15 protein-coding genes and 1 pseudogene are annotated in these 15222 nt (G+C 47.1%); 6 read left to right on the forward strand and 10 right to left on the reverse strand.

What is annotated here, in order from left to right; genetic code table 11:
- Window positions 1-65 precede the first annotated feature (65 nt).
- The 4 genes from selD to nspC form a co-directional block, all read right to left on the reverse strand.
- On the reverse strand, window positions 66-1085 hold the full coding sequence (gene selD, locus Q0238_RS09040) for a selenide, water dikinase SelD (protein WP_297945370.1): 1020 nt from the start codon (window positions 1083-1085) through the stop codon (window positions 66-68).
- Window positions 1085-1681 carry a sulfurtransferase-like selenium metabolism protein YedF gene (yedF, locus tag Q0238_RS09045; RefSeq protein WP_297945339.1) on the reverse strand — a complete coding sequence of 199 codons (597 nt, stop codon included), beginning with the start codon at window positions 1679-1681 and terminating at the stop codon, window positions 1085-1087. The genes selD and yedF overlap by 1 nt, the downstream gene beginning before the upstream one ends.
- Before the next feature lie 85 nt (window positions 1682-1766).
- Window positions 1767-2726, reverse strand: a complete 960-nt coding sequence (locus Q0238_RS09050) for a formate dehydrogenase subunit gamma (protein ID WP_297882979.1) — start codon at window positions 2724-2726, stop codon at window positions 1767-1769.
- Window positions 2727-2821: 95 nt separating this feature from the next.
- Window positions 2822-3976: a carboxynorspermidine decarboxylase gene (gene nspC / locus Q0238_RS09055; protein ID WP_297945343.1), complete on the reverse strand. Its 1155-nt coding sequence runs from the start codon at window positions 3974-3976 to the stop codon at window positions 2822-2824.
- 87 nt (window positions 3977-4063) lie between these two features.
- Between nspC and Q0238_RS09060 the strand changes: the two genes are divergently transcribed.
- Both Q0238_RS09060 and Q0238_RS09065 read left to right on the forward strand, forming a co-directional pair.
- Window positions 4064-4285 (forward strand): MoaD/ThiS family protein, encoded by a 222-nt coding sequence (locus Q0238_RS09060; RefSeq protein ID WP_297945346.1) that lies wholly within the window; start codon window positions 4064-4066, stop codon window positions 4283-4285.
- A 15-nt stretch (window positions 4286-4300) separates the two neighbouring features.
- A complete protein-coding gene (locus Q0238_RS09065) occupies window positions 4301-4810 on the forward strand; it encodes a molybdenum cofactor biosynthesis protein MoaE (RefSeq protein WP_297945349.1) in 510 nt (169 codons plus the stop codon).
- A gap of 432 nt (window positions 4811-5242) precedes the next feature.
- Here the strand turns inward: Q0238_RS09065 and Q0238_RS09070 are convergent, their stop codons facing one another.
- The 6 genes and pseudogenes from Q0238_RS09070 to Q0238_RS09095 form a co-directional block, all read right to left on the reverse strand.
- Window positions 5243-7045 carry a hypothetical protein gene (locus Q0238_RS09070; protein WP_297945352.1) on the reverse strand — a complete coding sequence of 601 codons (1803 nt, stop codon included), beginning with the start codon at window positions 7043-7045 and terminating at the stop codon, window positions 5243-5245.
- Window positions 7046-7201: 156 nt separating this feature from the next.
- The gene (locus tag Q0238_RS09075) at window positions 7202-7837 is read right to left on the reverse strand and encodes a protein-L-isoaspartate(D-aspartate) O-methyltransferase (protein ID WP_297896800.1); all 636 of its coding nucleotides are present in this window, start codon (window positions 7835-7837) and stop codon (window positions 7202-7204) included.
- The gene (locus Q0238_RS09080) at window positions 7825-8127 is read right to left on the reverse strand and encodes a hypothetical protein (RefSeq protein WP_297945354.1); all 303 of its coding nucleotides are present in this window, start codon (window positions 8125-8127) and stop codon (window positions 7825-7827) included. Before Q0238_RS09080 ends, Q0238_RS09075 begins: the two co-directional genes overlap by 13 nt.
- Entirely contained in the window at window positions 8117-9139 is a 1023-nt protein-coding gene (locus Q0238_RS09085) for a ribonucleotide-diphosphate reductase subunit beta (RefSeq protein WP_177387058.1), read from the reverse strand. Before Q0238_RS09085 ends, Q0238_RS09080 begins: the two co-directional genes overlap by 11 nt.
- A gap of 318 nt (window positions 9140-9457) precedes the next feature.
- A complete protein-coding gene (locus Q0238_RS09090) occupies window positions 9458-10180 on the reverse strand; it encodes an anaerobic ribonucleoside-triphosphate reductase activating protein (protein WP_297945358.1) in 723 nt (240 codons plus the stop codon).
- 17 nt (window positions 10181-10197) lie between these two features.
- Window positions 10198-12510: pseudogene (locus tag Q0238_RS09095) on the reverse strand (ribonucleoside triphosphate reductase).
- Between the two features lie 169 nt (window positions 12511-12679).
- On the opposite strand from Q0238_RS09095, the gene Q0238_RS09100 reads away from it, so the two are divergent.
- From Q0238_RS09100 to Q0238_RS09115, 4 genes are all read left to right on the forward strand, one after another.
- On the forward strand, window positions 12680-13312 hold the full coding sequence (locus tag Q0238_RS09100; protein ID WP_297945361.1) for a hypothetical protein: 633 nt from the start codon (window positions 12680-12682) through the stop codon (window positions 13310-13312).
- Window positions 13313-13363: 51 nt separating this feature from the next.
- Entirely contained in the window at window positions 13364-13576 is a 213-nt protein-coding gene (gene rpsU / locus Q0238_RS09105; RefSeq protein ID WP_005869392.1) for a 30S ribosomal protein S21, read from the forward strand.
- Between the two features lie 273 nt (window positions 13577-13849).
- Window positions 13850-14443 (forward strand): hypothetical protein, encoded by a 594-nt coding sequence (locus tag Q0238_RS09110; RefSeq protein WP_297945363.1) that lies wholly within the window; start codon window positions 13850-13852, stop codon window positions 14441-14443.
- Window positions 14444-14519: 76 nt separating this feature from the next.
- A partial coding sequence (locus tag Q0238_RS09115) for a hypothetical protein (protein WP_297945366.1) occupies window positions 14520-15222 on the forward strand: 703 nt, incomplete at its 3' end.

Here is a 15222-nt window from a genome sequence, read left to right on the forward strand (position 1 = left end):
TCGGTGCGAAACAGAATTGTGATTATACAAGAGTGATGCTTAAAGGGGGCTGAATGGGAAAGATTTTAAACTAAATAAATTTTATGCTCGGCATGTGCTATAACTTCGCCAATGATAGCGCTACTAGCGTAACCTGCGTTTTTTAAATTCGCAAGCGCTCGCGCTGCGTCCTTTTCCGCTACGGCGAGCAGAAGTCCGCCGCTGGTTTGCGCGTCGCAAAGCGTTATGTCCGGTTCGGAATCGACACCAGGTGCGATAAATTTCAAATTTTTATAGCTTCCGGCAGGGATTAGCCCTTCATCAAGGCATCTGAGGGCGCTTTTTAAAAGCGGAATTTTACTAGGATAAATTTTAAAACTTACCTTCTCATTTATCATCTCAAGCGCGTGTCCAAGCAGCCCAAAGCCCGTCACGTCGGTTGCAGCGTGTATTTTTAAGCCTACTAGCGCGCCCACGGCATAAAAATTTAGCAAAATCATGCTCTCTACCGCGTCGCGAAATTCTTCAAATTTAAGAAATTTCGCCTTTATAGCCGTAGCGATGATGCCCGTACCGAGGGGTTTTGTTAGGATCAGCAGGTCGCCTTCGCGCGCTGTATTATTGCTCCAAAATTTACGCGGATTCACCCGCCCCGTGACGCTAAGTCCGTAATAAATTTCAGGAGTAGAGATGGTGTGACCGCCCACCAAAACCCCTCCGCACTCTTTGATCTTGTCTTTGCCGCCGCGCAGAATTTCACGTAGAATTTCGTTTGAGAAATGGCAATCGTCAAAACCCACGATGTTTAGGGCGTTTATCACTTCGCCGCCCATTGCAAATACGTCGCTTAGGGAGTTTGCCGCCGCGATCTGTCCGAAAATAAACGGATCGTCCACCAAAGGGGTGATGAAATCGAGCGTTTGCACTAGCGCAAGATCGTCGCTTATACGAAATACGCTCGCATCTTCGTTGCTGCAGGTGGACGAAAGCAGGCTTGCATTGGGCTCGATTAAATTTCCAAGATTTTCGGTTAGACCCGCCGGGTCAAGCTTGGCGGCTCAACCGGCGGCTGCAATAAATTTCGTGAGGTTAAAATCTCTGTAGATCATAGTTTGATTACTTCGTATTTTGATAGGACGTCCATGATTTCGTATGCATTTGAAATCTCGCCGATCGCGAGCTTATCGACCAGTTTGTAGCCCTCTAGACAGCTTCCGCAGCTTAAAATTTCAGCTCCCGCTTCGTTTAGCTTTTTAATCGCCTCAAAGCATTCGTGGCCGCGGTTGGTGGTTATGCGCACGGCGTTGTTTACGCAGATGAGCTTTACGGGTTTTTCGTCTAAGCTTAGCGCCGCGCCTAAAAATTTAGCAAGCAAGCTCTTTCCGATCGGGCCGCTTCCGCACTGCTCTTCGTTTAGAAATATCACCTTGCCTCTTTTTGGCGCCGCGACGTTACAATAAATATCGTCGATATTTTCATCTTTCAGCTCGTCAGTTTTTACAGTTTTTATAAGCGTGTCGGCGCCCTCTTGTGAAATTTGCGCCTCAAAGCCGTTTTTAGCCAAAAAGCGTTTTATGTTTTCGCGCGGCGCTACGTCGTTTACTAAAATTTCTAAATTCTCTCCGATTTTTAGCTCGCCGAGGGCTTTTTTAGTGCGTAAAAGCGGCTCCGGGCAATTTAAATTGCGACAATCTAGTTGCATATGTAATCCTTAAAAAATAAAATTCTTTGAACCTCAAAGCTAATGCGAGCCCCACGTAAGCAGGCCCGCATAAAATTTACCCAAGTTATAAGCGCGGGTACTTCGCTTCAAATTGCGATTTAGCGATCTGCCCTTTATCGAGCAGCTCGCGATACCAGTAGTGGTGAAGTACGTAAACTTCCTCCTCCGGCTTGTGTCCGTCGATCATCGAGTGGATGGCACCGCTGATCGCAAAGACCGCCATATAGATATGCACGAGCAAAAACACCGCGCAGACCGCGCCCAAAAAATTATGAATAATCGCGCTTGCTCTTAAAATTTCGATCTGACTCATACCTAGCGCACTTCTCATCGCAGGGATATCGTAGTCTAGGAAAAACATTGACGCACCCGTCGCTATCATCACTATACCGCCTAAAGTCGCGACCCAAAACCACGCCTTTTGGCCGGCGTTAAATTTACCCGCAGGGATTGCGCGCTTCTTTTTGCTTAGATAGCCGCCCACGATCATCATCCATTTGATATCGTAAGCTCGCGGTAGCATACGCCAAAACCACAGCAAGAACATCGGCACGACGGAGATTGCAAACGCTATCGTAGCCAGTCCGTGAGCGTTTTTACAAAATCTCACGAAAGCGCCGCCGCCGAATTCTTCGCCAAACATCATAATCAAGCCTGTCGGAACCAAGATCGCCCATGCGACGGCCGCTACAAGATGGTATAGTCGCTCAAATTTATTAAACGCATAGATCGGCTTGCCCGCATGATGATCGAAGTGCTTCGGTCCTATGATCGCGTAGTGCCCAATAAAAGCTATGATTACGCCTAAAACCGCACCAAGAGCCAACCAAGCAAAAAAGCCCGAGCTTTGCAGATGTCCTTGAAATTGCAGAAAAATCGGACCGAAGCCGTTGCCGTAGCTATCGATGTTTTCAAGCCTTGCATTGCCCCAAACATCGCTATTCCCCTGCACGATATCGGCGTATTTTTTCTCCTCGGCCTGCGCATAAATACAGGCGAAAAGCGCGAGAAACAATCTTTTCATGGATTTCCTTAGATATAAAATTTGAGCCGATTATATCATTTTTTGCAAAAAATTTTCTTACAAAGCAAAATTACATTTTTGCATTAAGCGCCGCGCTAGTTTCGCCTCGCGTACTCGTCGTAGCCGAATTTTTTGATTGCCAAAACCTCTCCGCGCTCGTCCGCTAAGACGAGATCGGGCAGCTTGATGCCGTTAAAGGTCGTATTTTTCACGATCGTATAATGGATCTGATCCTCGAAAATCACCCGATCGCCGATATTTAGCGGCGCGTCAAATTTATACTCGGGCTGCCCGCTCTCAAGCCCTACGACATCGCCTGCGAGGCAGGTATTTCCGCCGAAGCGATAGCTAAATTTACCGCTCTTACTCTCGCCGCGCACCGCAGGACGATACGGCATCAGCACGGTATCGGGCATATGAGCTTCAGCGGAAGCGTCTAAAATAGCGATTTTAGCGCCGTTTTCTACTATATCAAGCACGCTAGCGACCAAATATCCGCACTCCCAGCCTACCGCCTCGCCCGGCTCTAGATAAATTTCGACTCCATATTTTTCGCGAAATTTTTTGATCAGATCTATCAGCAGCTCCACGTCGTAACCTGCGCGCGTGATATGGTGCCCGCCGCCGAAATTTAGCCACTTTAGGGCTCTAAAATACTTGCCGAATTTCGCCTCGAAAACCTCGAGCACCCGCTCTAAGCTCTGAGCGCTCTCTTCGCACAGCGCATGAAAATGTAGCCCCGAGATGCCGCGCAAAAACTCGTCGTCTTGCAAGATCGCCCGCTGCAGCGCTTCAAGGCTCATCCCTAGCCTGCTAAAGCTGCCGCACGGATTGTAAGCGTCTTTGGGCGCGAAGGAGGTCTGCGGATTTAGCCGTAGTCCACACGACGCACCCGCAGCGAGCGCCTTTGCGCGGTATTTTTGCCACTGCGCGGCGCTATTGAACACGACATGGTTTGAAATTTTTAAAATTTCATCCAAATCGTCCTCTTTGAACGCGGGCGAGTATGTGTGGATTTCGCCGTTTTTGATAAATTCCGCGGCAAATTTCGCCTCGTGCAGGCCGCTGCAAGTGGCACCCCAGAGGTATCTGTCAACGTAAGACATCGCGAAGCTAAACGCAAAGCCTTTTAGTGCGCATAGAATTTTTGCGCCGCTTCGCTCGCCTACGCCGCGTAAAATTTCTAAATTTTTTACCAGTTTTTGCTCCTCGCACACGTAGGCGGGGGTCGAAATTTCATCGATTTTCATCGTTTTTCCTCATTAAATTTTTACGCAATTATATAAAATTTTATGAATTTTTGGTTAAAATCGCCCAATCTTTAAAAAAGGACAAAAATGGTAGAGATAGAATTTTTAGGGCCGATCGGGCGCGAGCCCCTGCGCCTAAACGCAAACTCCTTGCAAGAGGTAAAAGCCGAGCTGCAAAAGGACGAAAGTCTGCGGGAGTGGCTCGTAAACTGCGCCGTAGCGGTAAACGATAAGATGATTTATGATGCGAATTTCGAGCTCAAATCCGGCGATCGCGTGAGCCTTCTGCCTCCCGTTTGCGGCGGCTAAGCTTAGGAGGCGGCGATGAGCGAGGCTAAATTTAATCCGGAAATTTTAAGTGGGATCGAGCCTGAAATTTATGAGGGCAGCCTGAACGTAGATGCGATTTTATCGCGCTGGTACGCTAAATTTAAGTACGCAAATTGCGGCGCGTTCATTACCTTCGTAGGCATCGTGCGCGAAGAGGGCGGCATCTGCGCGCTGAGCTTCGATATCTATGAGCCGATTTTGCAAACTTGGTTTGAAGCGTGGCAGCAAAAGGCCGCGGCACAGGGAGCATTTGTGCTTTTTGCACATGCAAACGGGGATGTGCCTATCCACGAAAGCTCTTACGTAGCAGGCGTCGTAAGCCCGCAGCGTAAAGTCGCTCTGGCGCTAATAAACGAGTTTGTGGAGGATTTCAAGGCGGCCGCGCCGATCTGGAAATACGACGTAAAGGGCGGCAAAATCGAGGGCGGCAAAGTAGTAGGCGGGAAGAGGATCTACGCGGCAGATCGCTCGCAGAGAGTAAAAGGCGCAGGGCTTTTGGGCTAAATTTAAAAGCACGCGCTGTTTTAGCCCCACAGGCTTGCTTCAATTCAATCAAATTTAATCAAAACCGCTATTGCGCCGACAAACAAAATTCCGCGTAGAGATACTGCAGAATTTCAAAATAAAGATTTTATGTAAATTTAGCGGCTGAGGCTAAATTTAAAGCTCAAAATTTCAATCCAACTCCGTGCCCGCGCTCCGATAAGCATGGCAAGCGAGAACTAAAATTTCAAGTCTAAATTTATATCAATTTAATAGATCGGCATTGCTACGGCATTTGATAAATAAAGCAGTAGCACGACGTCGCAAACACTTCAGGATTAAAACAAAATTTAAACCCAAATTCGCGCGCCGTATCCATGAGCACAAATGAAACGCGGTGCTATGAAATTTTAAAATTTCATAGCAAATATAACTATCTATGCCAAACGGCGACTAAAATTTAAACACGCTCTTAGCTTCAGCGATGCGCTCGCCAAGGCTCGTAGCGGTATCTTCGCCACTTGCCGCGCACCTAAAGATCGGCTCAAGCACCTCGGCGAAAAAGCCGTTTAGCCCCTCTTGCATGATCTGCGCGTTATTTTGGTAGCGCGCAAGCCCCATAAATACGCCGTGCCCGATCGTGCCGAGGCTCTTTGCCTCATCGGCGATAAATTTATTCAGCGCCTTGCAAACCGCAACGACCGCGCTTGCATTTACGATCTCGCGATCTCTTAAATAATCCTCAAGCGCGCCGTAATCGCACTCGCATTTGATCCATCTAAACGCCTTCGCAATCGACGGCGAAACGTATTTGTACTCATTAAGAGTGCATAGGACGTATAAATTTTTAGGCACCGCAAAATATGAGCGGCCGTCCTTTAAAACGACGCTTGCGCGCGCTTTTTCGCCCTCTTCAAAGCCGTCGATTACGTGGGAATTTTTCGTGCGGATCAGCGAAAGCTCGTCTTTCTCGTCGTAGCGGCGATCCAAAAGTACCGCAGCCTCGCCAAAAATTTTATCCAAGCTCGCGGCACCTGCATTGTCGATCAGAAAATAATACTCGCCCTTCGGATCGTTTAGCGCCTCTTTGCACAGCGCCTTAAACTCACCGTCGATGAAGCTTTCGCCGTAAAATCCGTCTATAAAATCGCGGTATTCGAATCCTTCGTGCAGGCAAACGTAGCGGAAATTTTTTGCCGCAAGCTTCTTTTCGGTGATCAAAGATCGCAATCTGCGAGTTTTGCCGGTGCCGATCGCGCCGTAAAATATCGTATTTTTCGCAACCTCTTCGCTTTTGTAGTTTTTGACGTATTCGAAAAATAGCGAAGAATACACGATCCTAGCCGCACCCACGACATCCTGCGGATACGGGGTAAATTCCGCGATAAATCGCGAACTTAACTCGTAGAAGTCTTCGAAAATTTCAACCTTTTCGTCGTAGAGCAAGGATAAAATTTGCGCGGTTTCATCGCGATAAACGAGCGTCGGAAACTCATCGTTGCACTGCGCAAATATACTAGCTAACAGATAGAGCTTCTCGCGCGAAATTTGCGCGAAATCGCCGCCCTCGGCAAGCCCTAAATTTAGCATTCCGTCGTCGCTTAGGTAGCTGTCGATCAGATAGAAATTATCGGCATTTATCGCGGATTTTAAAAATTCCATCAGCACGAAGGGCTGATTATGTAGCGCCACGTCGAAAAAATCGATCGCCAAAGCGCTATCTACCGCCGTAAGAAGCCTGTAAAACTCGTCGTAAAAATTGACTAGCTTTTGTTTGAAAATATCGCGCGCGGTGCGCTCCTGCGAATAGCTATTGAAATTTTTGACGATATTTTCGATAAAAACATAAAGTGAGACGATGTTTTTATCCTCGCCGCTAAGCACGCTCTCTACGCTTTTTACTGCATTTTTAGGAAACAGCTCTTTTTTGCCGACGATGCGGTCTTTGAAAGCGAAATCATAATAAAACGCGCTAATATTGGAATCAAAAAACTGATCCATAAAGAAATACTCGGCGTGCGCGAACTTCTCGCCCAAAGATAAAATTTTGCAGCTTCTAAAATTGCCGTCGCTGAGATTTATATATAAAGTTTGCAAAAACTCGTTCTCGGTCTCATCAAAGCTCGCCAAGCAGCGCTTTATCTCGCCTAAATACTTTGAAATCGCGGTTTGTTTTTTAAGCCAGAATTGGTTTTTGTTGTGATTTTTCCAGCTGGCGACCAGCGACTCTATCTTTTCCTTGCTAAAATCTTGCATGACTCATCCTTGAAAGATTAAAAATTGTGTATTGTACTTGAATTTAAATAAATAATTAATAAAACTCTGATCTCGCGGCGAAGCGCGAAAGCAAAATTTTATTAAATTTACGCGCCCGCGGCGGTAGGGAATTTTAAAATTTACTGCGCGCTAGATCTATCCACGACCCTGCACCAGTGGGACGAATTCGCAGGCGCCAAGCTCCTCTTCTTTGATCTCGCTCGGCGAAATTTTACTAAATCTAACGATCTTTTGCGAGCCGCCTCTATTCATCGGAGCGACCAAAATTCCGCCGATTGCCAGCTGCGCAAACAGCCGCTCGTCGATCCGCTCGGCGCACGCGGAGAGCAATATCCTATCGAAAGGAGCGAAATTTTTCCACCCGGCGTTGCCGTCGTCGTGGCGCAGGCTGATGTTTGAAATCCCGAGATTTGCAAAGTGCCTTTTCGCCTCGCCTACCAGCCGCTCGACGCGCTCGACGGCAAAGACGCGGTGAACCATCCTACTTAAAATCGCCGCTTGATAGCCGCTGCCGCAGCCGATCTCTAAAATTTTCTCGACCTTCGGATCCACGCTTAGCGCCATCGTCATACGTGCGACCGTCAGCGGTGAGCTGATCCACTGGCTGGCTAAAATGGGTTGCGCGTTAAGGCTGAAAGCGTGCGCGCCAAGCGGGGCAAACTCGCTTCTAGCGACGCTACAAAACGCCTCAAAAAGCGCTGGATTTAAACTCACCTGCTCGGCGATGTCGTTCGCCATCTTTTCGCAGCGTAGCCGCTCTAGCGAGACCATAGTGCACTCCCGTCCGACCAGACGTTAAATTTAAAGCCACGAAAGTTTCTGCTCTGTTTAAATTCGGAGCCGATAAAATTTTTAAAAATTCCCGAAAGTCCACTCCGCGCCAAAAGAGCATGAGCTGCGTTTTTCAAATACATAGCGCGGCTAAATTTTAAAAATTTTGCAGGTAATACGCTTTCTGCGCTCATCGCACGTCCGTGCCGCACCAGACAAGTATCTGCAAAGTATCCGTGCCGCGATGCGGCAGAGCAAAATTTCAAACCGCAAAATCCGCTAAAAATCATCGAAACTCAAGCTTCCTTTGCTGTAGTTCGTGACCTTGCTCTCGAAAAAGTTGCTCTTTTGATCGTTAAATTTAGAAAAATCATCGACCCATTTTATCGGGTGTTTCGCACCGTATCGCTTCTCAAGCCCGATGGCGAGCAGGCGCTGATCGACCAAGTAGTGGATGTATTCTTCGATGATGTCGTCCGTAAAGCCCATTATTTGATTATCCGTGATATATTTGCCCCAATCGATCTCTAAGTTTCCCGCCGTTTCGAACATCTCGTAAATTTTATCCACGTTGCGTTTGTTAAACAGATCGGCGCGCTCCTTGCGGACGGAATTTATCATGTTTTGAAAGAGCAGCAGATGCGTGATCTCGTCGCGCTGTATGAAACGGATCATCTGCGCGCTGCCTAGCATCTTGCCTGCGCGGGCAAGCGCATAGATCGAGGTAAAACCGCTGTAGAAGTAGATCCCCTCTAAAATTTGATTCGCCACCATCGCTAGCAGCAGCTTATCGTCGCTAACCTCGCCCGCAAGCTCCTCATAGACGCTTGAGATGTAGTCGTTTTTCCTGCGGAGCATATCGTCGTGCTTCTCCATCTCGTAAATCAGATCGGTGTTTTCGCAGATTGCCTCGACCATGACGGCATAGGATTTGCTGTGGTTGGCCTCCTCGTAGGCTTGGCGCGCGAGCACGGCGTTGATCTCCGGAGCCGTGATGTAGGGGTTGATATTATCGGCGAGATTGTTGGTCTGAAAGCTATCCATCGATATCAGCTGGCTCCACACGAGATCGTACATCCGCTTCTCGGCGCTTGTAAGATTGAAGTTATAATCGCGTACGTCGTCAGTGGTATCGACCTCTTTAGGAAACCAGGTGTTGGCCTCCATCAGATCCCAAAGTTTCAGCGCCCATTGATATTTCGCCTTGGTAAAATTTAAAATACCCTGCGGATTGCCGCCGAAGACCTTGCGATCGGTAAGCGTCTCGTCGGAGAAGGGATTGTAGATTTTTTTCCTATCCATTTTTTGCCTTTTTAAAAATTTAGGGCGTATTTTAGCCAAAGCAAGCTAAATTTACCTTTTCTTTTGAAGCGGCAATGGCTACACGGCGTGAAATTTAGCGCGAAGTTAAATTTACGCGGTATAAAATTTAAAGCCCTTGATAAACATAGAATTTTACGCCGCAAGCGGAGCGAAATTTAAACATAGCAAGCAGAGGTGCACTAAATTTTAAAGCTTCCCGTAAGGCGAAATTTATCGCGGCGCAATATATGCCGGACAATGCGCGCTAGAAAAATTTCATCGCGTTCATCGCGACAAGACGCGCGCAGAGGCGTAAATTTAATCAAAATTTCGAAGTTCGATCTTTAGCTCGGTGCGGATTTTGCTCGGATCAAAGCTCGCAAGCGGTGCGTTTAAATTACCGAAATTATCGCCTGTAGATAGGAAGCTTTGCAGATAATAGACGCCGCGGTAGCCCTCGCTGTATAGAATTTGCGCCATCTGCTCGATCTTTGCTTCGTTTAAAAAATCGGCATGCACGGTCGTACGCACCTCAAATTTAAAATTTAGCCGCAGCAAAAGCCTAAGAGTTTGCAGAAATCTATCATATAAATTTGACTTTGTAATAAGCTCAAAATCCTGCCGCGGCGCCTTAAAATCAAGTGCGATATAATCGATCAGCCCTAAGTTTAGCGCCTCTTCGATCTTTTGCGGATTTGAGCCGTTGGTATCAACCTTGAGCAAAAAGCCGCGCCGCTTAACTTCGTGCGCTAGCGGGATAAAATCGCTCGCACAGGTGCATTCGCCGCCGCTAAATACGATGCCCTGAAGCTTGCCCGCGCGCGCATCCAAAAAGCGCAGAAACTCTTCGTTTGAAATTTTACCCTGAGAAGTAACGATTTGTGGGTTGTAGCAGTAATTGCAGCGCATATTGCAGCCGCAAAACCACGCAATCGCGGCGATGTGATCAGGAAAATCAAGCATCGTAAACGGCGTGATCTCGTAAATCTGCGCGTTACGCAGGTTTAAGGCTTGCGGCGGCTTCGTATGCGTTTGTTGCATTTGGCCGGTAGCGGCGACTAGGCGATCTGCTTTTTGTCTTTTTTCTCTTCAAAAAAGACGCGCTCTTTGTGTTCGCCCTTCTTTCCGATATTAAAGCTCTCTACTGGGCGTAAATAGCCCATTACTCTCGTGTAAACGACGCATTTTGTGCGTTTTGCTTCTAACTCTTTTGGAAATTCCATTCTCCATCCTTTCATTAAGATTAAAATTTAAATCGCTATTTAGGCGCCCTTGCTCTGCTTGGCCTTGTATTCCGCAAGCAGCTCCTCATCGCATTTCGGGCAGTATTCATGCTCGCCGCTGATGTAGCCGTGCTTATGGCAGACGCTAAAAATCGGCGTGATCGTGATATAAGGAAGCTTGTAGTTTTGCACTACACTTTTTACGAGCTGCTTACACGCCTGAGCCGAGCTTATACGCTCCTTCATATACAGATGCAACACTGTGCCGCCTGTATAGGAGCTTTGCAGCTCGTCCTGCATCGCCAGAGCTTCGAACGGATCGCTTCCGAAATTTGCCGGAAGCTGCGTCGAATTGGTGTAGTATATATTTTTATCAAATCCCGCCTGGATGATATCTGCGTAGCGTTTCTTGTCTTCTTTGGCGAAGCGATACGTAGTTCCCTCGGCAGGCGTGGCTTCGAGATTGTATAAATTTCCGGTTTGCTCCTGAAACGAGCGGATCTTCTCGCGCAGATACTCAACCATTTTAAGGGCAAATTTACGTCCGAATTCCGTCGTAATATCTTCTTTGTTACCGCTGAAATTTCGTATCATCTCGTTTGCGCCGTTAATGCCAATGGTACTAAAATGGTTATTAAAGCCTGGCAGATAGCGCTTCGTATATGGATACAAGCCGCGCTCGAACATCTCGGTTACAAATTTTCGCTTCTTCTCAAGCGTCGATTTAGCAAGCTCTAAAAGCTCATCCAGCCTCGCATACAGCGCCTCTTCGTTATTTTTATATAGATAGCCTAGGCGGGCTAAATTTATCGTTACGACGCCGATACTTCCCGTCATCTCCGCGCTTCCGAAAAGTCCTCCGCCGCGCTTAAGAAGCTCGCGCAGATCAAGCTGCAAGCGGCAGCACATCGAGCGTACGGCGCCAGGTTTATACGCCTTTGGATTGGGTACGCGCTCGCCCTTTTCGTTCGTGATATATTGCGAGCCGATGAAATTTTGAAAGTAACTGGAGCCTACCTTGGCGGTGTTTTCAAAAACCGCGTCGGCCGCAGGCGTATCCCAATCAAACTCCTCCGTCAAATTTACCGTAGGAATCGGGAAGGTAAAGGGCTGACCGCACTTATCGCCCGTCGTTAAAACCTCGTAAAACGCAATCACGATGCGGTTCATCTCGGGCTCGAAATCGCCGTAAGTCAAAGCCTCGAGCGAGTCCTTACCGCGCCTTTTAGCCTCAGCCAAAAGCTCCTCGTCGCATAAATTTTTAAATAGATGCTCGTTGTTATGCGTAGGGATCTGCGTTTTTAGATCATCCGGGCAGGTCATATCGATGGTGACGTTAGTAAACGGGCTCTGTCCCCAGCGCGCCGGAACATTTAGGTTGAACACGAAGCTCGTGATCGCCTTTTTGACCTCATCGTCGCTTAATTTATCGCGGAAAACGTATGGCGCCAGATAGGTGTCAAAGCTGCTAAACGCCTGTGCGCCGGCCCACTCGCTTTGTAAAATTCCAAGAAAATTGGCCATCTGATACAGCGCTTCGCGGAAATGTTTCGGCGCCTTGCTCTCGACTCTGCCGCGTACGCCGTTAAAGCCCTCGTTTAGAAGCACGCGCAAGCTCCAACCCGCGCAATACGCCGTAAGGCAGTCCAGGTCGTGGATATGATAGTCGCCGTTTCGGTGTGCCGCGCCCTCCTCGCGAGAGTAAATTTTATCTAGCCAGTAGTTTGCGATGACCTTGCCGGCAGTGTTATTGATCAGGCCTGCGTTTGAGTAGCTGGTATTGGAATTTGCTAAAATTCGCCAATCCTGCTTGCTGATATATTCATTGACCGTCTGGGTGCAGTTGATATAGGTCGTGTCCTCCTCAAGCCCCAAAATATGCTCGCGCTGCATCTTATGCGTGTGGCGGTAGATCATAAAGCTCTTTAGAACGTCGAAATCGCCCGCTTCGAAGAGCTTTTTCTCAATGAGATCCTGAATATCTTCGACGCTTAGTTTATCCTTGAAAACGATCGCGCCCATTACGTTATCGAAGACTTTTTCGTCAAACTCGCTACCCGCGCTTTTGTAGGCTTTTTTGATAGCATCTTTTATTTTGTAGGATTGAAATTCTTGAAAACTTCCGTCTCTTTTAATGATTTTTTTCATAAGCACCCCGAGAATTTTCTGAATAAATTGGCAGAAAGTATATCAAGGAATCTTTAATTCAAATTAAAAATGAGCGGAATGTTTATTACATAATTTTATCCAGAAAAAACGAAATTTAACCAAATCTCGCTATAATCGCGGAGTTTATTTTATAAAATTTGGAAATGCTATGAAAAATTTTAAAATAAGTTTTTTCGTGATCTTGCTGTGTGCCTTTTTAGCGGGCTGCGCTGCGCTTAAAGGCTCTAAAAGCACGGATAATTCGGCACTTGCCGGAGGCATCGATCACGCAGGATATCCAAACGCATATCTGGAGCGCATCGCGGGCGAAAGTATCGCTGATCTGCTCTCAAAGCGCATAGTCGGAAAGAAAGGCGGTAGATTCAGCGTCGTCGGCATCGAGCCACTGGACGGGACGAACGCGCACGGCGTGGATGCGGAATTTTTAAGCAAAAAAATTAGAATTTCACTGCTGCATTCAGGCAAAGCGGTCGTCACAGACGCCCCAAGTAAAGATGAACTCGTATTTAGCAACGATGGCGTAAGCCGTGGCTATCACGCCGTAGAAAGCGGCTCGATCTACGCGCCAGATTACATCTTGGTAGGTAAAATTTTACCGCAAAGCCCCGCTGTGGCAAACGACGGTAAGGCAGGATCTAAAAAATCAAAAAATTTAAATTATGCAGCTAAAAATTCTACCGCGCAAGCAAGCGAAAGCCTACTTTTAGAGCTTTCGATGATAGATACTCGCAACAACAAAAGCGTGTGGAAATATAAAAAAGCGCTTCAAAAGCAAATTTAAGGAATTTTTCGCTAAACTCACGATTCATTTTTTTGAAAGGCGGTGAGGAAAGTGCCTGGAGTAAAGGTATATCCGAACGAATCATTTGACGAAGCTTACAGACGCTTTAAGAAGCAGACCGATCGTAACCTAGTCGTTACTGAGGTTCGCGCGAGACGATTTTTTGAGCCGATGACGGAAGTCCGCAAAAAGCAAAAAATTTCAGCTCGCAAAAAGATGCTTAAACGTCTTTACACGCTACGTCGCTACGAGTCACGCTTGTAGCGGTTTGCGCGGATTTGCGGATTTTAAATTTGCAGATCTACGCAAAATTTTATCTCACATCTTTTTTAAATTTACAGCCCGCTTAAAATTTTACCCGCCGCGTCAGCGCCGAAATTCCGATCTAAATTTTAAAATTTATCTAATTAAATTTACCCGCCTTTTTGCGGCGCCTGCTTTATACAACATATCCGCCGGCGAGCCGCTAAATTTTGAAATTTATCTTTACCTATTCGTTTTTTAGATATACTTTTGCATAAATTTCAAGGAGCAACCATGGACTTAAACGACTATCTACACACTCAAGGCCAGCAGCCCTCAAACCCGCAAGAAAAAGAGGTAGCACTCATCAAATACACCTTCATCGCGGCCTGCGCCTTAAAAGCTATAGCCGAACTGGTGCTATTGCTATTAGGAATTTACGGCGGATTGGGAGTGCTACTAAGCGCAGCGGCATTCGTGCTTTTTATCTTTAGCATTTATAATATCTCTAAGCTTACCGTAAGCCGCAGCCTTTTGCGCAACGTAGCCATTGCCTTTGCGGCAATATTTATAGGCGTATTGTTATTTATATTTTTAGCGGGCGGCATCATCGCTCAAATACTACTTGCATTGGGATTCATCGCATCGTTTCTGTTTTTTTATAGATTTTATCAGGAGCTTGCCGATACTAGCGGAGTTGCGATATTTTCATATTGCTTTATCGCGCTTGTACTTGCAGCTATTGCAAATGCGTTTTTGGCGCGTTTTTCGCTGCCTGCTACGGTGCTACTAAGCTTAGCGGCTCTTGCGCTTAACGCTTTTGCTATGTTCAGCATAGAGGGCTTTTCTCGTTCGTATTATTCTTATGATCTTAGAGGCAAAAGATAAATTTTGATTGCTTGATCGGTTGTGGAAAGACCAGCAAAGAGCTAAATTTTTAAAATTTAAAATCAAGGAGCAAGCCGTGGTCTATTTCAAACACATATTTCTCGCGCTATTTTGCGGGGCGCTGTTTTGCGGTGCGCTTTACGGCGAAAATCCAAATAAAATTTCAAAGCAAAATTCTAAATCCGACTTCATCTGGGGCGTTACGATCGACGACGGCTGGTACGAGGACGCGCAAGACACCTCTGGCGCGAAACTACAGAGCATCGTGCGCGCCCTGCAAGCCCTACCCGTAAAGCCAACCGTGCGCGTCGTGATGTCAAAAGAAATTAGCCCACGCGAGTACGAGCCCCTTTTTAGGCGGCTTAGCGAGGTCTCGTACGTGATGGCCTGCCCCGTGGACTCCTACGAGATGAGCTCGTACAAAAGCGTGAAAAGCTATGAAAAGAGGTTCTCAGACGCCTTCGCCGCGCTCGCGCCCTACGTCGCGATCTGGGAAATCGGCAACGAAATAAACGGCGAGGGCTGGCTGGGGGATGATGCGAATTTCATTGCCGCCAAGATGATCGCGGCCTTCGAGCTCATCCACAAAAAGGGCGCCAAGACGGCGCTTACGGCGTATTATACTCCGAGCGGAGTACAAAAGATAGAAATGCACGAGTGGCTGCGAAAATTCGTACCGCAGGATATGAAAGATGGGCTGGATTATCTTTTCGTAAGCTATTATGAGGACGATAACGAGGGCTTTGCGCCTGATTGGAGCGAAATTTTTACCGATCTGC

Origin of the sequence: uncultured Campylobacter sp. (assembly GCF_938045775.1) — a bacterium.
In the GTDB taxonomy this organism is placed as follows: domain Bacteria; phylum Campylobacterota; class Campylobacteria; order Campylobacterales; family Campylobacteraceae; genus Campylobacter_B.

What these genes read in the sequence shown, in the direction of transcription:
- yedF (WP_297945339.1), bottom strand. Translation starts at nt 1,681, where the DNA reads ATGCAACTAGATTGTCGCAATTTAAATTGCCCGGAGCCGCTTTTACGC.
- Q0238_RS09050 (WP_297882979.1), bottom strand. Translation starts at nt 2,726, where the DNA reads ATGAAAAGATTGTTTCTCGCGCTTTTCGCCTGTATTTATGCGCAGGCC.
- nspC (WP_297945343.1), bottom strand. Translation starts at nt 3,976, where the DNA reads ATGAAAATCGATGAAATTTCGACCCCCGCCTACGTGTGCGAGGAGCAA.
- Q0238_RS09060 (WP_297945346.1), top strand. Translation starts at nt 4,064, where the DNA reads ATGGTAGAGATAGAATTTTTAGGGCCGATCGGGCGCGAGCCCCTGCGC.
- Q0238_RS09065 (WP_297945349.1), top strand. Translation starts at nt 4,301, where the DNA reads ATGAGCGAGGCTAAATTTAATCCGGAAATTTTAAGTGGGATCGAGCCT.
- Q0238_RS09070 (WP_297945352.1), bottom strand. Translation starts at nt 7,045, where the DNA reads ATGCAAGATTTTAGCAAGGAAAAGATAGAGTCGCTGGTCGCCAGCTGG.
- Q0238_RS09075 (WP_297896800.1), bottom strand. Translation starts at nt 7,837, where the DNA reads ATGGTCTCGCTAGAGCGGCTACGCTGCGAAAAGATGGCGAACGACATC.
- Q0238_RS09080 (WP_297945354.1), bottom strand. Translation starts at nt 8,127, where the DNA reads ATGATTTTTAGCGGATTTTGCGGTTTGAAATTTTGCTCTGCCGCATCG.
- Q0238_RS09085 (WP_177387058.1), bottom strand. Translation starts at nt 9,139, where the DNA reads ATGGATAGGAAAAAAATCTACAATCCCTTCTCCGACGAGACGCTTACC.
- Q0238_RS09090 (WP_297945358.1), bottom strand. Translation starts at nt 10,180, where the DNA reads ATGCAACAAACGCATACGAAGCCGCCGCAAGCCTTAAACCTGCGTAAC.
- Q0238_RS09100 (WP_297945361.1), top strand. Translation starts at nt 12,680, where the DNA reads ATGAAAAATTTTAAAATAAGTTTTTTCGTGATCTTGCTGTGTGCCTTT.
- Q0238_RS09110 (WP_297945363.1), top strand. Translation starts at nt 13,850, where the DNA reads ATGGACTTAAACGACTATCTACACACTCAAGGCCAGCAGCCCTCAAAC.